Raw genomic sequence first — 16,268 nt, forward strand, 5'->3', positions numbered from 1 at the left:
AAATATGAAGCTTGCATCGTTAGCCATAAAGCAATCTTTGCTTCACCCTTATCAGCAGGGCTGATGTCGATATGGTCCGTCGTGCGAGCGAGGTTGACAAACAATGGCTGTTCATACAAACATGAATGAGGTTCATACATCGGGGAAAGCATGAGACGTATTCCTAACTTCGTACTGCTTCGCGCGTTTGAAGCGACTGCACGCCTTCAGAGCTTTACGCTTGCAGCACAGGAACTCCACTTAACGCAGTCGGCCATTAGCCACCAGGTCCGTGAACTGGAGGAGTACTTCGGCCGTCCTCTACTTGTCCGCCTCAATAGACGCGTCGAAACGACCTTGGAGGGCGCACGTCTCCAGCAGAGCCTTGGGCGCGTTTTCGACGTGATAGAAGCGGCATGCAACGAGGTAAGCCTTGCTCCGACTGCGCAAGTGCTTGCCTTACATAGTGCGCCGAGCTTCGCAGCCAAATGGCTAGGTCCTCGATTGCCTCAGTTCATACAAGACAATTCCGACGTGACCATCAGGCTCTCTTCGGGAGCCACTCCTATCGACTTAACCAGGGTTCGAGAAGTCGACGTTGCTATTTCCTACGGGTCGGCAGCCCAACGACCTGGAGTCGTGACCGTAGCCATGGGTGCCGAAAGGGTCGCGCCAATGTGTTCCCCAGCGTTACTGCGTGCCGGCGTGCACGTACGTGAACTGATAAATGAAGTCACCCTCATTGACTCACAACTAAGCAGCATCACATGGTCCGACTGGTTCGCCCATAACGGCATGACGCTTCCTAACCGACCGCGACCGTCTTTTGACCGTGCTGCTCTGGTCCTATCCGCGGCGGTCGACGGAATGGGCGTTGCGCTCGAAACCACTCGACTCGCCGAGCGGGAATTGTCACGGGGTGACCTGGTGATAATGGGCGACGACGAATTCATTCCCATGAGCCGTGATACTCACTTTCTTTCGTATCGGGCGGACGACGGCAATTCAGACAAGGTCACGCGCTTTCGAGACTGGCTTTATGCGGCAGTCGGACTTGAAACGTAAATGGTCCGATAAATCCGGGCATAGTGGGACGCAACCAGGTGTCATGGCAACTCATGAAGCACATTGGTGTCATGCGGAAAGTGCGTGTTCCTGACGCATCGGTTCAAGTGGAGGGCCTGGCGTACCGCCAAGAACAACCCCGATTTCGTCAACCAGATGCTGATGCGCTCGGCGCGTGTGCAGTTCAGACAGGTTCATTGCGCTCTCCACGTTGCCACGGGCTATCGCTTCGGCGATTGCCGCGTGTTCGTCCCATATGGAAGCGCGCTGCCCGGAAGCTTGAAGCATGGCTCCCATCACCCGCCGTAGATGGACCCAGTGCACGCGCGCGGTTTCGCCAATCAGCGGATTGCCCGAGGCAGCATAGATGGCGAAGTGAAATTCCATATCCGCGTCAATCATCAAGCGGATATTGCCTGACATCGATAATTCGCGACCTTTGCTGATTAGTACAGGAGACATCTCAGCCCGGCGCATCGCTGCGAGCCTTGCGGCGAGCGAATCAAGCGTTCCACGGATTTCATACAAGGCGCCCAGCCACTGGACGTCGAGCGGAGCGACAAGCACACCTCTGCCCGGAGCATCCTGCACCAAGCCATCCTTTTTCAGCAGCCGTAGGGCCTGCAGAACGGGCGACCGCGAGACCGAAAGCTGCTCGGCAATTTCCTCTTGCGTCAGCCGAGTTCCAGGGCCGAGCGAGCCGTCGCAAATGGCATCAGCAAGGACCTTGTAGACCTCTTCGACAAAGTCCGTTCGCGATGGAATCTGTAGCAACTTCGATGACATGATGTACTCCGTTGCTTTTAGCAAACATGCACGCGGATGTCCAAAACCACATCAATCTGCGCGCAGATATATAGCTATCAATTTCTGGAGCGGTCCACCAGTGCGTCTTTGCCAATCCACGGCATCATCGCGCGAAGTTTTGCACCAACAGTTTCAATCTGGTGGTTGGCCGTCAGACGCCGACGCGACTGCAACGTGGGTGCGCCTGCCTGATTTTCGATGATGAAGCTCTTCGCATACTCGCCGGTCTGAATGTCGTGGAGCACATCTTTCATTGCTTGCTTTGTCGCCGGGGTAATGATGCGAGGTCCGGTCAAATATTCCCCGAACTCGGCATTGTTGGAGATGCCATAGTTCATGTTGCCGATTCCGCCTTCATAGATGAGGTCCACGATAAGCTTCACTTCGTGCAGACATTCGAAGTAGGCCATCTCCGGCGCATAGCCGGCTTCAACCAGCACTTCGAAGCCCGCCTTGATGAGGTCGATGAGACCACCGCAGAGCACAGCCTGCTCACCGAAGAGGTCGGTTTCCGTTTCCTCGAGGAAGCTGGTCTCGATGATGCCAGCACGGCCACCACCAATCGCCGCAGCATAAGCGAGCGCAACATCACGGGCGGATCCCGACGGATTCTGTGCGACAGCGATGAGATGAGGAACGCCACCGCCGGAAACAAACGTGCTGCGCACCGTATGGCCAGGCGCCTTCGGCGCGACCATCATCACGTCGAGGTCGGCACGGGGCGCGACCTGACCGTAGTGAATGTTGAAGCCGTGCGCAAAGCCGAGGACCGCACCTTTCCGGGCGTTCGGCCCCACTTCTTCGCGGTACACATCGGCAATGCGTTCATCGGGAAGCAGCATCATGATGACGTCGGCGTCTTTCACAGCATCAGCTACCGGCTTAACGCGAAGACCGGCATTTTCCGCTTTGCTCCAGGAGGCGCCCTTGCGCAGACCGACACACACGTTAATCCCACTGTCTTTCAAGTTCAAAGCGTGAGCGTGGCCCTGTGAGCCATAACCGATAATCGCTACGCGTTTGCTTTTCAGAAGCGAAAGGTCGGCATCCTTGTCGTAATAAACTTTCATGCTGTTTCCAGAGGTTTGCGCCATTGGCGCTTCCGCGTATGTACGCGTAAGAAAAGGACCGCCGCTACATGTTTGGCGGCCCGGTTTAGTGCGATGCGACGGTGTTACTCACAGTTCGAGCACAAGCGTTTTGCTTACTGGCCGTGACACGCACGCGGTGAGGTACTCCTGCCGCTCTTCCTCGCTGAGGATGAAGTCGTTGTGCTCGACTTCACCATCCCGGTAACGGACCTTGCAGGTCGCGCACAAGCCAGCGCAGCACGACGTTGGGATTTCGACACCAGCGGCGTTGAGTGCTTCGGCAAGGATCTGGCCCGCTCCGACATGCACGACCTGCCCCGAGCTGGCGATCGTCACCTCGCATCCATCCGCGGATTCCGCGCTGACGAACACACGCTTCGGCTGCTCGGGCGCCTTGAAGTGCTCGAAATGCACCGTGCCCATCGGCCAGTGGCTGGCCGCGTCTGCACATGCCTTCATGAAGCCGGCCGGCCCGCAGTAATAGATATGCGTTCCCGGCGAGGGATGCGCGAGCAACTTCGCCAGGTCTAGCTGGTTACTCTTTTCGCCGTCGTCGAAGTGATAGCGCAACTTGCCGACGCACTGCATGTCAGCGAATTCTTCACTGAATGCTGCTGCTTCGCGACTGCGGGCGCAGTAATGCATTTCGAAATCGACGTGATGTGCTTCAAGCTCGTGTGCCATCGCCTTGAGCGGCGTTACACCGATGCCGCCGGCGATGAGAATGACTTTCTTCGCATTGCCGTCCAGCGCAAAGTGGTTGCGCGGCTTGCTGATGGTGACGACGTCGCCTGCCGCCACGTCGTCATGCATGGAGCGCGAACCGCCGCGGCCAGCTTCATCCTTCAGGACCGCAATGACGTAGCGGTGACGCTCGGCCGGCGCGTTGCACAGCGAGTACTGGCGAATCACACCGTTCTTCAGGTGGATGTCAATGTGCGCCCCCGCTTCAAAGGGCGGCAGTTTCACGCCTTTCGGGCTGGTCAGCTCATACGAGTTGATGCCTCTCCCTTCGTACGTTACCTGCCTCACGCGTACATCCAGCGTGCCGGCTTCGATATCCTGAATGGCCTCTTCCATTTCCAGTGAGGTTTCCATCGTAATCTCCCTTCCTCGCTGGTAGCCGGCCGCTCAACGACGAAGCGGCCGACCCAGCTGATATCTACGCAATCACGTAAAGACGGCGCATGGTCTCAGCGCTTCAGAGACTGCTCGAGTTCGTCGAACTTCTCGCGGACGAATTCAGCGCGTGTATCGCCTTTGAGGCTTTCGCTTTCAGTGAGAATTGCGACGACAGTCTTGAGGACTTTCCGACGTCGGGCAACCTCGTCCACGACAGTCTCGCCTTCCGCAATCTCGAACACGTTGCCGGAGCAATAGCTGTTGGGTGCACCACCGAGTTCGCGGAGCCATTCGGCGAAACCTTGTGCGGATGCCGCCGCATTCGTGCCGCGTACCGCGTCGCGCAACATCCTGCGGAACTGGTAAAGGCCTGCATCGAACTTGGTGGGGTTTTCGAGCGAATGGACAGCGATGGGTCGCTGGCTGATGATAGCTTCGTAATCGCCCGGCGCGTATTGTGCTTCCTTATAGTTCGCGCGCTCCCGGTGATTCGGCGGAATGGGCGGCAGGTCTTCCAGCTTGTACTTGCCGAAGCGCTCAGGGCGACGCATCGCGACCTGCCCTTCCAGAAAATCGATGGACTCATAGCCGACCAGCTCTTTATTGCCGATACCTCGGGTGTCTATACCCGGGCCCATAACGCGCCAGCCAATCATCTTGCTGTTTTCGTCGTCAACCGGAACCGTCCAGCGGATGATGTGGAACCGGCTGAAGAGCTTTTTCTTCGAGCCGTCTTCGGATGTGTAAGCATGCAGGCTGAGGTTCGGCAGCACCTGATGCTGGACGCGGACAAAAAGCTTGTCCTTGTCGACTCGGCGAGCGCCGGCGCAAGCGAGACTGCGACCGCTCTGCACCGGGACAAAATTCATGTCAGGCGCGACTTCCATCGATGCGGCGCCGACTTCGTCGAACGTCGTGCCTTGATAGTGTCCATCGACGACGTTCTTGCCGGCATGCAAGGCCGTCGGGTGATAGTTGTCGGCGGCATTGTCCTGGACCTGCAGCCAGTTGCAGTGCTGGAAGTTGCTGTACGGAACCAGTTCATCGCCCTCCGCCACCGTGAAGTCGCCTTCCCATTCGGGAAAAGGCGGTTCGTCGTCCGGCGGCCCCATGTATGCGAAAACGAGACCGTTGCGTTCGACCGCCTTGTACGCGCCCTGGCGAATCGAGCAGGCGAACTTCTCAGCTTCCTTCTCCTCGCCCTTCGGGAAAGGAACGTGCAGGCACGTGCCATCGATGTCGAAAACCATGCCGTGGTAGCAACACATGATGCCGTGTTCCTGGATGGCACCATATTCGAGCGACGCGCCCCGGTGGACGCAGTGGGCATGCAGCACGCCCACTCGGCCGCTTTTATCCCGGAACGCCACTAGTTCTTCGTTCAAAATTTTGAGAAAACGCGGTGTATCGGTCAGTTCGATGGACATGCAGACCGGATGCCAGAACCGGCGCATGAATTCCCCCATCGGAGTACCTGGCCCGGTTTCGGTCAGCTCAGGGTCATGGTCGGGCACCTTGTTCGTGTAGTACCCGCCGAAAGGAATCAGCTTCTTCGCGACCGGGGCGGCGCCACCCGTGCGCTTCTGCTCATCCATCTTGTCCGACTTGACGCTCATGCCTGGTTTCCTCCAGTAGTTGATCGGGATGCTCGGTCAGGCTGTTTGCTCCTGAACACCGAACTCCGTGTTTTGTGTTCCGAACTCTGTATCCAAAGAATAGAACCAGGAATCGGTCTTGTCTTGCCAGGGTTAACGCTGAGCACGTGAGCCGCGGAGACTGATGGCGCACAGCCAGCACTTGGTGTCGGCCGCTTTCTCGACGCGTTCACTTAGCTCTTACCTGGGACACGGCAAGGTCCGCGGCCGTTAGAAACACGATTTCGAACATGAGTGCAGCGATGGTCGGCTGACGGACCCAGCGTGGCGTCATCAATTGCAGCAGACGCGCTGCCAGAATTCCGCATGCAAAGCCAACGAGCGGCGAAACATGTCGCGACGTCTGGTGCCAGTGACCGACGGCCAGATTGATATCAGCAGCACGATGCTGCCGGCCATCGAGTTGGCGAAGACCCATTGGGCTGTAGAACGGTCCGAGGTGCTGGCGCAGATCTCCCAAGTCAAGGAAGCGATCAATGCCTCTCAACAGATGCGATTGCGCCAGTTGCACTGACCAGTATCATGGCAGACGCATCTACTGGCACCAGCCTGGACCGAGCTGGTTTGAAGACTCTATCGCCTACTGCTATCTGCCCCCCAGAGAGCACATATACCTGCCTTTCGAATCTCACAACATCACCAGCGTTGGTTTTCGTAGTGACAGGAAGTTGGTTATGCCAGTTGATGATGGCGTGTCACGCACCTCTTTCTGTGACGCGAATGGTCACCAGGCGCGGAAAACTCGAATCGAGTCATCACAGAAAGATGTGATGGTCGCACGTGATCACGCTACCTATCATCGCCATATCCCGTTAACTGACCTTCCCGACGATCGCACTGGTCGCGTCCTCGCCCGTTCCGGGCAGCTGTAACCTGATTCGTGCATGATTCGAATCACTGTCTTCGAAGCATGGGCCAACTGGTGCTATCGACCAAAACGCCGCGCATGCAGTTCAAGCGTCATCGCTTGTAAGAAAAATCATTTGTCGCGCGATGGAATAGTTGCGCGCCGTTCAAGTTTACTCACGGTGAGACAGCCTGGCCGGGTCCGGGCAGAAGTCCGACTTACCAAGTGGCCTATTTCCGTTCATCGGTCTCGCAAGGCGCGTGGTGTAGGCGACAACGAATTGCAGGACCGCGCCTTGGCGTTTCCGGCAATGGGCAACCTCATCAATCACGAGATCGCTTTGATTCACACAACGATTCAACCCGCCTGGGTCCGCATCACGCACTGGATTAACGCGCTCGCTGTCGTACTGATGGTGACAAGCGGCTGGCAGATCTATGACGCCTCGCCGATCTTTCCAGCGTTACAGTTTCCTTCCGCCATCACATTGGGCGGCTGGCTCGGCGGGGCCTTGCAATGGCATTTCGCGATCATGTGGATGCTGTTTGTGAATTTCCTCGTCTATGTCGGGCTGAATATCGCGTCCGGACGTCTGGGCCGGAAACTGCTGCCGGTCAGCTTCAAGTCGCTTGCAATCGATCTCGTCGCCGCGCTGCGTGGCACGCTCGCGCATGAGGACCTCACACGCTACAACGCGGTACAGAAATTCGCCTATCTCGTCGCCATTGTCGACATTGCTGTCGTAATCCTGTCGGGACTGGCGATATGGAAGTCGGTGCAGTTCCCGCTGCTGCGCACGCTGATGGGCGGATACGACAATGCGCGCGTCGTGCATTTCGTTGCAATGAGCGTGCTGGTGGCGTTCTTCGTCGTGCACGTCGTCATGGTCGCGCTGGTGCCGCGCTCATTGCTTCTGATGATTCGCGGACGGTAACCATGACTCTTCGAAAGAGGGCTGTGAAGCCCGATACGTTTCTTTCGTCTCACGCAGAATCCATCATCAAGGATGCGCGCAACGAACTGAAAAATCCGGCGCGCCGGCTGCTCGGAAAGCGAGTTCTCACGCTCGGCGGCATTGCGATGCTGTCCGGCTGCGATTTGTCCAATGACAAGTCGATGAACACCATGCTGCGCAGAATGTCGTTCTTCAACGACGAGGTGCAGGCGCTGTTGTTCAATCCGAACGAGATGGCCCCGACCTATTCGGAGTCGATGATCACACGGCCGTTTCCGTTCAACGCTTTCTACGATATCGACGATGTGCCCGAGGTCAACGCCGCTACATACCGGCTTCAGGTGGGTGGCCTCGCGAATGCCAAATGCGTCTGGACGCTCGACGAACTGCGCGCGTTGCCGCAGGAAAGCCAGATCACGCGTCATATCTGCATCGAAGGATGGAGTGCTATCGGACGATGGGGCGGCGTGCGCTTCTCTGATTTCCTAAGGCTTGTGGGCGCGGACATCACGGCGAAGTACGTGTCACTGCACTGTGCGGACAACTACTGGACCAGCATTGACATGCCAACGGCGCTGCATGCGCAGACCCTACTCACACTCACATACGACGGCGAGGTGCTGCCGCCGAAATACGGCTTCCCGATGAAGCTGCGTATGCCGACCAAGCTCGGCTACAAGAATCCGAAGCACATCGTCGCAATCAGTGTGACGAACGAATATCCCGGCGGTTACTGGGAGAATCAGGGCTATAACTGGTTCGGCGGTTCCTGATGTGCATTAGTCCACTCTCAGCTCAACAGTCCTTTACGGAGCATCCATGTCTATCCGCTTGAAACTTGGCGTCATCCTCGCCACGCTGACTTTTGCCAGTGTCGTGCCCGCTCAGACGCCCGCCGCCAAACCGTCGCGCATTCGCGGCGATATTGTCTCACTCGATGGCGACGTCCTGAAGGTGCATCGCCGTAGCGGCGACACCGTCTCGATCGAGCTCAAACCGACCATTACCGTGTCGGCGGTCAAGGCCATGCAGCTTTCGGGCATCAAGCCGGGCTCCTTCGTCGGTACGGCCGCAACGACGGGCACTGACGGAAAGTTGACGGCCACCGAAGTGGTTGTCTTCCCCGAATCCGCGCGCGGCTCGGGTGAAGGTCACTACGCATGGGACCTCGGTCCGAACAGCACGATGACGAATGCGAACGTCGACCCGGTTGTTCAGGGTACCAGCGGCCGGAATCTGAAGCTGTCGTACAAAGGTGGGAGCAATGAGGTAACCGTACCGCCTAACGTACCCATCGTGACTTTCACGCCGGGCGCACGCGCCGACCTGACCCCGGGCAAGAAGGTGTTTGTGGTCGCGACGGCTGCACCGCAGGGTGCATTTGTCGCCCAGCGCGTGGTGGTCGAAAAGGATGGAGTCGCTCCGCCGATGTAATCGATTGGCGGTCGAAGTTTCGTTCATACATCCGAAATCGGCGGAGCGGGATTCATCATACAGCGGTGTGCACAAACGGACTCACAAATATAGGTGTCTATGAAAAGCATTGTTAACACGCTCACGAAAGTTGTGGGATCACTCTTCCTGACCTGCTTGATCCAGGGCCTCACGATGGCTTGCGTACAAGCGCAGGAGCCGAAACTGGGAGAGCTCAGCGTGAGCATTTTTCCAGGAGGTTTCAATTGGCCGACCTACGTTGCGCAAGACAACGGCCTTTTCGCGCGACAAGGCATTCATGTGACACTGCAGGACACGACGGGCTCCGTTCCGCAAATGACAGGCCTGTCGCAGGGCCGCTTCAACATCGCGATGACCGCGATCGACAATATCGTTGCCTACGTGGAAGGTGAGGGCGAGGCACCGATCGGAGCGCAGCCGGATTTCGTCGCAGTGATGGGCAGTGACAGCAGCTTCCTGAGTCTCGTCGCCGAACCTAACATCAAGACGTTTGCAGACCTGCGCGGCAAAACGCTATCGGTCGACGCCCGGACAACGGGATTTGCTTTCGTCCTCTATGACATGCTGGAGCGCAAGGGACTCACGCGAGACGACTACACGGTAGAGCCTGCGGGTGGAATGGTGCAGCGCTGGACAGCGTTGGAACAGCACAAACAGGCCGCAACGTTGCTGTCCACTCCGTTCAACATCATCGCGCGTGGCGAGGGATACAACCAGCTTGCCTCCGCAACCGACGTCATCGGCCCATATCAGGGCATCGTGGCGGCGACGAAGCGCTCATGGGCTCGTGGGCACAAAGCTCAACTGGTCGCATTCATCCGCTGACTTACCACCATACGAGGCTCGAATTTCACTACGCAGTCGGAGGCGTCCCCGGTGAGTTCACCGGTAACGCCGTGTACCAGATCGGTATGCAGACGGTGCAAGGGCCGTTCGTTGCGATCGCCGCGTGGCTCAAGGCGACCAACGCGACGAATACTAACTCCGTGCAGCAATTGCTGGCGGGAGGCAACTACGATTACGGGCACGGCAAAATCTATGTCGGCTTTTTTCGCACCAACGACGTGATCTCCGCAACGACAACCAACGCGCTAACCAGTCCGCCGGGCAAGGGCGATCCGGCGGCCGGCCCGGTGACCAACATACCGGGCAACTACCACAACACCTACACTGTTTCGGCAGACTATCGATTCACTAGCGCGCTTACCGTCGGAGTCGACTATGCGGTGACCATCGACCGTTCAGGGCTAGGCAATAACGCGCGAGAGGTCGGCATCGTCGCCAACTACGATGTTTCGCGTTCGACTCGTCTCTACGCGGTCGGCACCCGGCTTTTAAATTCAAATGGCGCTCGGTTTGTCGTGGCAGGAGCGGCATTGAGTCCGGGTTCGTTTCTCACGCCCGACCCCGGGACTGCGGTGACGGCCTTCCAGGTCGGTATCCGGTATTCGTTTTAGGCGGGCGAAACGTGCGACAAAGACTCCAAGGTCAACTTCGTTTCGGAAACACCCGGTGGCAATACGCATCTCAACACGCCCTGCTTGATATAGGCGGCGTCAGGCGGCGCGGGCGTAAGGGGGTGAGCCGCGCCTATAAGACCATGGGCTAACGGTGCCCCCCGCCGCCCCCATGAAAACCGCCCCCTCCGTGAAAGCCACCCCCTCCGTGAAAGCCACCCCCTCCGCGAAAGCCGCCCCCTCCGTGAAAGCCGCCCCCTCCATGAAAGCCACGGCCTCCATGAAAGCCGCCGCGCGGTCCGAGGTGGACATGGTCCATATGATGGAAGTGATGAAAACGATCGACAAAGACGAACGACGCGCCGAAGCCGAACGCCACAGGCGGCCCATAAAACCACGGGTCGTAATATGAATAGTCCGAATACGGGGGCGGCGGGGAAACGTCACCCATATCGACGCCAGTGTCCTGCTGCTGGATCTGCCATGTCCCGTCTGGCTGTTTGCACGCAAGCCCCGATATGTTCTGCGTGGCACCATCGACATCCGCCGTGCCGCTGACCATGCGACATGTGGGCGACACGACCGAAGTGGTCGTCGTGTCGTTCATCAGATCAGCCGCGTCGGTCTGCGACGCGACCGACGTCGTGCACGCGACACAGTTGCAAAGCATCATTCCAAGTCCAATAAGGTTGCGCATGAATCCTTCCTGGTCGACGGTCCGGTGCCACGACGCGAACCGCCGCGTCGACACCGTGAAGACCCCATCGGTTCGCCTCACAGAGTGCGTTGCCGGGGCACGTGAATTCGCATGTGAAGTGTGCGCGGCGACGCGGACCTACTTTAGATAAAACGCGCGCCGTTTGCCCTTATTCCACTTGCTGGCCCCTGTTGCGGCATGGGTTTGTTACGCCGTGTTTCCAGTCACATCTCGCGCGTTGTACGGGATGCCGCCACGTCGCCGGACCCGGCCTGAGCGTGGGGCACTGTCACGCTATTGAAGGTCGCGCGAGCGAAAACACATAACGTATGCATTCCTTATTATTAAGCAAGACGACCCAGCGGCGGATTGGCAGTCATGGTTTCCTATGCCTCCAAGGCCTGCGTGCGCGCCTTCCGCTTGTCTTGCGCGTTCACGTGCGAGGCTGGCGGTCCGGTCACCTTGCCAGCCGCCGTCGCGAGACCGAACTACAGCGTCAACTCGGGCGGCAGCGGCGCGCCATTCAGCACAATTTCATAAAGGTCCATTCCAGGGTAATCCCTTATTCGTTGCCGCCTACTCCTCTAGACTGGAATCACTGCGCAAACGGGCGTTTGCACAAAAATCCAGTCTGGAGGTCCACCATGAAATCGTTTATCCAAGCAGTTGCCGTCGCCGCCGTACTTACTGTCCCCGCCGTGTCGTTCGCTCAGTCGAACGCACCTCTTACCCGCGCCGAAGTTCGCGCGCAGCTGGTTCAGTTTGAGAAAGCCGGCCCCGCTGATACCAACACGAGCTATCCGGTTCAAACCCAGGCCGCCGAATCAAACGTGGCCGCCCAAAATGGCGCATCGACTGGCTACGGTGGTGCAGCCAACGGTTCCTCCGCATCTGGTGCCAGGCATTCGATCTCAGCCGCCGACTGGCGCTCGATGTACGGAAATCACTAAAGCCAATAGGCAGAAAGCTACTTTTCTGGCGCGCGGTGTATCCGCGCGTTTTGTCGTTTCAATACCAACCTTGTCCATTGGGTATGGCGGTACTCAGTTGTGTACCGCAACCGTTGTCCGTTGCGCGCAGCCGGCGCGAATGAGACCGTGAGGCGCCGGTAGGCCCACTTCCCCTGTCTTGCCCGGTGTTTTCCTAGATATCCAAGATGCTCGGCGCGACGTTTTTCCGACGAAACGAAGATGCCGGCGCGAGCCATCAGCCGCGAAACGACGACACCCGGCCAAGGGACTACCTGCCGCCTTGGCGAGCTTTGTAGTTACCCCCCCACTGCATCCGAGACAAACAAGCGCTGACCATTAAGATCTCACTTTCTGCGACCAGCCGCGTTATCGACCTAAACATCAAGTCAAGAGGTCCGCGATCGTGACGTCGCCTTCATCTACCCCGTCGTGCGTCTGGCAAAGAGCAGTGCGCGGGAGGACCGTCGCGCATCGAGATGATATAGGCCGGTTAGGTATGGCGCAGAGCGCGCCTTACCTCCTGCAGGCATCAGCTGGTGGCGAATATCACTGTGCATGTCGTGCCGGCCGACAACGCCAAGCCCGAGCACGCCACAAATACACGCGAGCAGGCTAGCCCTGAAAAGGGATGGATGCCAGACGACGCGGTATAGCCCCGTATCGGCGAGGATGCAATCGAGCATCCGCGTAATCGCTGCGCCCGCAGTGAACAGCAGCACGATGGCCGGCATGTACGCGTCAAAGACGGGGATCTCACGAGCCATGACGAGTTCCTTCGCAAGCATTGCTGGTGCCGCCGACCAGCGCCGTCATCGGCGATTGAGGATCCAGCAGCGCGCTTCGAATGAAATGCAGATCACTCAGGATGCGTTGCAACTGGTCAGGCTCCTCACGCGGCGGCATGAATGTCACCAGTGTCTGCTGGACCGCGACGACCGCATCGGCGGTCGCCGACAGCGCGGCGGCCAGCCGGTCCGGATCCGGCTGACCGAAAAGCGCCGCGACGGCATCGCGCATCGTGCGGATCGATGCGCGCCACGGCATCGTCTCTGCATAGCGCGCGTCGGCCGGCAACGTTGCGAGCTTGCTGCGCAGATCGATTATCGCGTTGCCCACTTCGAGCACGGCGAACAGCCAGCGCAACGTGTCGCGCCTGACCTCGGGCTCGCCTTCGGCCAGTGCGCAGATCTGGAACATCAGATCGCGCGTGCCGCTCTCGAAGCGCGAACGCAGTCGCGTCAGACGCGCGTGACAGGCGGGCACGACCTGACGGCGCAGGTCAACGAGCAGCCGGTTGCGCAACCAGGGAGTCGACGGCGGCAGCAGCACGGCAAACGCGATCGACGACACCAGCAGCGCCAGCACCAGCGCCAGCGCGTTGTTCAGGAAGCTCGACGGGTCGTAGCGGACCAGATTGTCCGGGCCGGCGAGGAAGCAGAAGTAGATGCAGTACCCGATGCCCCAGCCCGCGATCGATGGCTTCGTCGTCATGTAGACGCCGACCAGCAGGAACGGGGTGAGTGCCGCGCACAGCAGGGGAAAGCCGTCGATGTGCGGGTAAATGACAAACATCGCAACGAGTCCCGCCAGCGACGAGAGCAGTGTCCCACCGGCCATCTGGAGTGCGAAGCGCGTTGGATACGGCGACAACGATACCAACGCACAGTAGGTCGCCGCCGTTAGCAAGAGCATCGAGCCGCTCGGCCACGCGGTCGCGATCCAGAACGCGCCCAGCACAATGATCACGAGCGCGGCGCGCACACCGGCGACGCCGGCGGCAATCGCATTTGTTTTCGCCTCGTAGCGTTCGACCCAGCGTTCGCGCTCGTGCGTATCGACAGCGAGCGATGCATAGGTCGCCGTGTACGCGTGCAGGTCGTCGACAAAGCGGTAGAGCAGTTCGGCCGCGGTATCGAAGTCGAGCCATTGCACGTCGGGACGCGCTTCGAGCGCGGCGCGCGTCGCGCGCACGCGCCTCCGCAATGCGGCCTTGAAGGCTTCGAGCTGGGCGGCCGCGTGTGCTGCATCGGCGGCGCTCAGCACCGGTTCACCCGATCTGTGGAGCAGCGGTGCGATTTCCTTGAAATATGGCTCGAGAGCTTCGATCGTCACCGACGAGCCCGCTTCGTGCAGCCGATTGATTAGCTGATGCAGCGCGTGACAGCGCGTTGACGCGGCCATGAACTCACTGTTCAGACGCGACAGCCGGCCACTCCTCATCCTCGCGTCGGGGCTGTCGAACACGGCGACACTACGGATGGCCTCGAAACCGACGATGTCGCCGACAAAAAGCGCGTGGACCGCTTCGATATGTGCGCGATCGAGCCGTCCCGACAGCGACGCTGACACGAATTCGACGAACGTGCAAAAGCGCTCGCGCACCGCCGTGCGCATCTTTTCGCCAGCGTACTGCGGGAACACCAGCGCGCTGACCGTACCTGCGCTGATGATGCCGACCATCACGACGGTCACGCGCGTGAGCGCGGCCAGAAACGCGTCGTCCGGATGCAGTGCTGCGGGGAAGCCGATCACCGCAGCCGTATAGCCCGCCAGCACGAAGCCGTACGAGCGGAAGTTGCGATAGCGTGCGGCACCCGCGGTACAGAAGCCGATCCAGATTGCGGTCGAAACGATGAAAAGCTCGGGCTGCTGTGCGAACAGGCCGAGCAGCGCCAGCATCACGACGAGACCGACCAGCGTGCCAAAGATCCGGTAGAAGCTCTTCGCGAACACCATCCCGCTTTGCGGCTGCATCACGATGAACACGGTCGTCATCGCGCTGCCCGGCTGTGGCAGTTGAAGCTTCATCGCGACGCCGAGCGCGAGCAGCGCGGCTGCGATCGCCTTGAACAGATAGATCCACGTGCGGCCGTCGGTGTGTGCCCAGTCGACGGCAGCCGCATAGAACGCCGCAAGCGGCGGCGTCGAATCCGGAGGGGAGGAAGGGGCGATGGACATGGTCGATCCTGTCTTTACTGAGCTGCCGCTGCGCGAGCAGGTGTGCTCGCAGCGGTGTGGTTGACTGCAGGCGCTGCGAGTACGGTCAATTGCTGTCTACGCGACTCGCTGGACGAGGATCGCCAAGGGCGCCATCGAATGCAGGACACTCCCTCAATCGGCGCGGTACCGAACGGCGCCGCTCGACACGAGCGCTTTTTTTTGCGAAATGAGCTTAAGGCTGGCCTTGAGAGAGTACCTGCCGTCCATATCTTTCATCGTCGGTCAGCCAGCAAGCAATGCCTGGTCGCTTGCAATGACTTCCGGTAGATGGGCGCGCAGAAACTCGACCCACGTCCGTGTCTTCGCATCGATGAACTTTCGCGAGGGATAGAGCGCGTAAACGTTCATGTTCTGCAACGTGTGCTGGGGCAGCACGCGAACCAGCGTGCCGTTGCGCAGGCCTTCGACTGCGGCATACAACGGAAGCACCCCGATACCCATGCCTTCGCGAATTGCGACAACGAGCGATTCAGGGATATTCACCTGTAGTGGCCCGTTGACCTGTATCAATTCGCTGCCCTCGGGTCCTTCGAGCAGCCACGCGTGCTTTGGGTGTGCCGGAAAAGCAGGCGTGTTCAGTGTCAGGCACTCATGCTGCGCCAGATCGCCCGGTCGCTGCGGGCTGCCGCGCGACCGCACATAGTCAGCTGATGCGCAGAGGATATTGCACGTCGATCCGAGCAGGTGCGAAACCATCTCCGAGTCGGAAAGCGAAGGAGCCGCAATGACGGCGACATCGCTGCCGCCTCCAAAGAGATCGGGCGTGCTCTGCGACAAGGTGAGTTCGACCATCACCTCCGGATACTGGGCACGATACCTTGAGATCGCCGGCAGCACGTAGTGTTGTCCAATGCTCGCGTAACTGAATATCCGCAACGTGCCGGCTGGGCGTACGCGCGCGCCGCTCGCCTCCTCCTCTGCGTTGTCGACTTCGGCGAGGATCAGCCGACAACGCTGCAGATATCGCTCGCCAGCGGGCGTGAGGGCAAGCCGCCGCGTCGAACGATTTAGCAGGCGGGTTCGCAGGTGGGCTTCGAGTTCTGATATCGCGCGAGACATGGCGCCGGTCCCCGAATTGAGCGACTGGGCCGCGGCCGTGAAACTGCCAGCTTCGACGACCCGCACGAACACCCGCATATTTTGTATTGTGTTCATAGACCTTTACTT

The 16,268-nt window shown here is 59.2% G+C and carries 15 protein-coding genes and 1 pseudogene; 8 read left to right on the plus strand and 8 right to left on the minus strand.

Annotation, left to right across the window (positions count from 1 at the left end):
• The first annotated feature begins 150 nt into the window (after nucleotides 1-150).
• Complete coding sequence (locus P0D89_RS34860) at nucleotides 151-1,044, plus strand: LysR substrate-binding domain-containing protein (protein WP_408364525.1); 894 nt, start codon at nucleotides 151-153, stop codon at nucleotides 1,042-1,044.
• 69 nt (nucleotides 1,045-1,113) lie between these two features.
• On the opposite strand, the gene P0D89_RS34865 is transcribed toward P0D89_RS34860, so the two are convergent.
• The 4 genes from P0D89_RS34865 to P0D89_RS34880 form a co-directional block, all read right to left on the minus strand.
• Nucleotides 1,114-1,830, minus strand: coding sequence for a GntR family transcriptional regulator (locus tag P0D89_RS34865; RefSeq protein WP_408364527.1), 717 nt, complete (start codon nucleotides 1,828-1,830; stop codon nucleotides 1,114-1,116).
• A gap of 77 nt (nucleotides 1,831-1,907) precedes the next feature.
• Nucleotides 1,908-2,945, minus strand: coding sequence for a ketol-acid reductoisomerase (ilvC, locus tag P0D89_RS34870; protein ID WP_408364530.1), 1,038 nt, complete (start codon nucleotides 2,943-2,945; stop codon nucleotides 1,908-1,910).
• Nucleotides 2,946-3,029: 84 nt separating this feature from the next.
• The gene (locus P0D89_RS34875) at nucleotides 3,030-4,040 is read right to left on the minus strand and encodes a PDR/VanB family oxidoreductase (RefSeq protein WP_408364532.1); all 1,011 of its coding nucleotides are present in this window, start codon (nucleotides 4,038-4,040) and stop codon (nucleotides 3,030-3,032) included.
• 95 nt (nucleotides 4,041-4,135) lie between these two features.
• Nucleotides 4,136-5,680 carry a Rieske 2Fe-2S domain-containing protein gene (locus P0D89_RS34880; RefSeq protein ID WP_408364534.1) on the minus strand — a complete coding sequence of 515 codons (1,545 nt, stop codon included), beginning with the start codon at nucleotides 5,678-5,680 and terminating at the stop codon, nucleotides 4,136-4,138.
• Between the two features lie 370 nt (nucleotides 5,681-6,050).
• On the opposite strand from P0D89_RS34880, the gene P0D89_RS34885 reads away from it, so the two are divergent.
• From P0D89_RS34885 to P0D89_RS34910, 6 genes are all read left to right on the plus strand, one after another.
• On the plus strand, nucleotides 6,051-6,233 hold the full coding sequence (locus P0D89_RS34885) for a hypothetical protein (protein ID WP_408364536.1): 183 nt from the start codon (nucleotides 6,051-6,053) through the stop codon (nucleotides 6,231-6,233).
• 643 nt (nucleotides 6,234-6,876) lie between these two features.
• Complete coding sequence (locus P0D89_RS34890) at nucleotides 6,877-7,500, plus strand: cytochrome b/b6 domain-containing protein (RefSeq protein ID WP_408364538.1); 624 nt, start codon at nucleotides 6,877-6,879, stop codon at nucleotides 7,498-7,500.
• A 2-nt stretch (nucleotides 7,501-7,502) separates the two neighbouring features.
• Nucleotides 7,503-8,294, plus strand: coding sequence for a molybdopterin-dependent oxidoreductase (locus P0D89_RS34895; protein WP_408364540.1), 792 nt, complete (start codon nucleotides 7,503-7,505; stop codon nucleotides 8,292-8,294).
• A gap of 46 nt (nucleotides 8,295-8,340) precedes the next feature.
• Nucleotides 8,341-8,955: a hypothetical protein gene (locus tag P0D89_RS34900; protein WP_408377855.1), complete on the plus strand. Its 615-nt coding sequence runs from the start codon at nucleotides 8,341-8,343 to the stop codon at nucleotides 8,953-8,955.
• Between the two features lie 99 nt (nucleotides 8,956-9,054).
• Nucleotides 9,055-9,801, plus strand: a complete 747-nt coding sequence (locus tag P0D89_RS34905; RefSeq protein WP_408377857.1) for an ABC transporter substrate-binding protein — start codon at nucleotides 9,055-9,057, stop codon at nucleotides 9,799-9,801.
• Nucleotides 9,756-10,433 (plus strand): porin, encoded by a 678-nt coding sequence (locus tag P0D89_RS34910; RefSeq protein ID WP_408364544.1) that lies wholly within the window; start codon nucleotides 9,756-9,758, stop codon nucleotides 10,431-10,433. Before P0D89_RS34905 ends, P0D89_RS34910 begins: the two co-directional genes overlap by 46 nt.
• Nucleotides 10,434-10,581: 148 nt before the next feature.
• Here P0D89_RS34910 and P0D89_RS34915 read toward each other — a convergent pair whose 3' ends face one another.
• Nucleotides 10,582-11,130, minus strand: coding sequence for a hypothetical protein (locus tag P0D89_RS34915; RefSeq protein ID WP_408364546.1), 549 nt, complete (start codon nucleotides 11,128-11,130; stop codon nucleotides 10,582-10,584).
• Nucleotides 11,131-11,774: 644 nt separating this feature from the next.
• Between P0D89_RS34915 and P0D89_RS34920 the strand changes: the two genes are divergently transcribed.
• Nucleotides 11,775-12,080: a DUF4148 domain-containing protein gene (locus tag P0D89_RS34920; protein WP_408364548.1), complete on the plus strand. Its 306-nt coding sequence runs from the start codon at nucleotides 11,775-11,777 to the stop codon at nucleotides 12,078-12,080.
• A gap of 593 nt (nucleotides 12,081-12,673) precedes the next feature.
• On the opposite strand, the pseudogene P0D89_RS34925 reads toward P0D89_RS34920, so the two are convergent.
• The 3 genes and pseudogenes from P0D89_RS34925 to P0D89_RS34935 all read right to left on the minus strand — a co-directional run.
• Nucleotides 12,674-12,865 (minus strand): annotated as a pseudogene (locus P0D89_RS34925) (DUF1656 domain-containing protein); the annotation flags it as partial.
• Entirely contained in the window at nucleotides 12,855-15,059 is a 2,205-nt protein-coding gene (locus P0D89_RS34930) for an FUSC family protein (protein WP_408377859.1), read from the minus strand. The pseudogene P0D89_RS34925 and the gene P0D89_RS34930, both read right to left, overlap by 11 nt.
• A 264-nt stretch (nucleotides 15,060-15,323) precedes the next feature.
• Nucleotides 15,324-16,256 (minus strand): LysR family transcriptional regulator, encoded by a 933-nt coding sequence (locus tag P0D89_RS34935; RefSeq protein ID WP_408364552.1) that lies wholly within the window; start codon nucleotides 16,254-16,256, stop codon nucleotides 15,324-15,326.
• Between the last annotated feature and the right edge of the window lie 12 nt (nucleotides 16,257-16,268).

This window comes from Paraburkholderia sp. RL18-085-BIA-A, assembly GCF_046027075.1.
GTDB lineage: Bacteria > Pseudomonadota > Gammaproteobacteria > Burkholderiales > Burkholderiaceae > Paraburkholderia.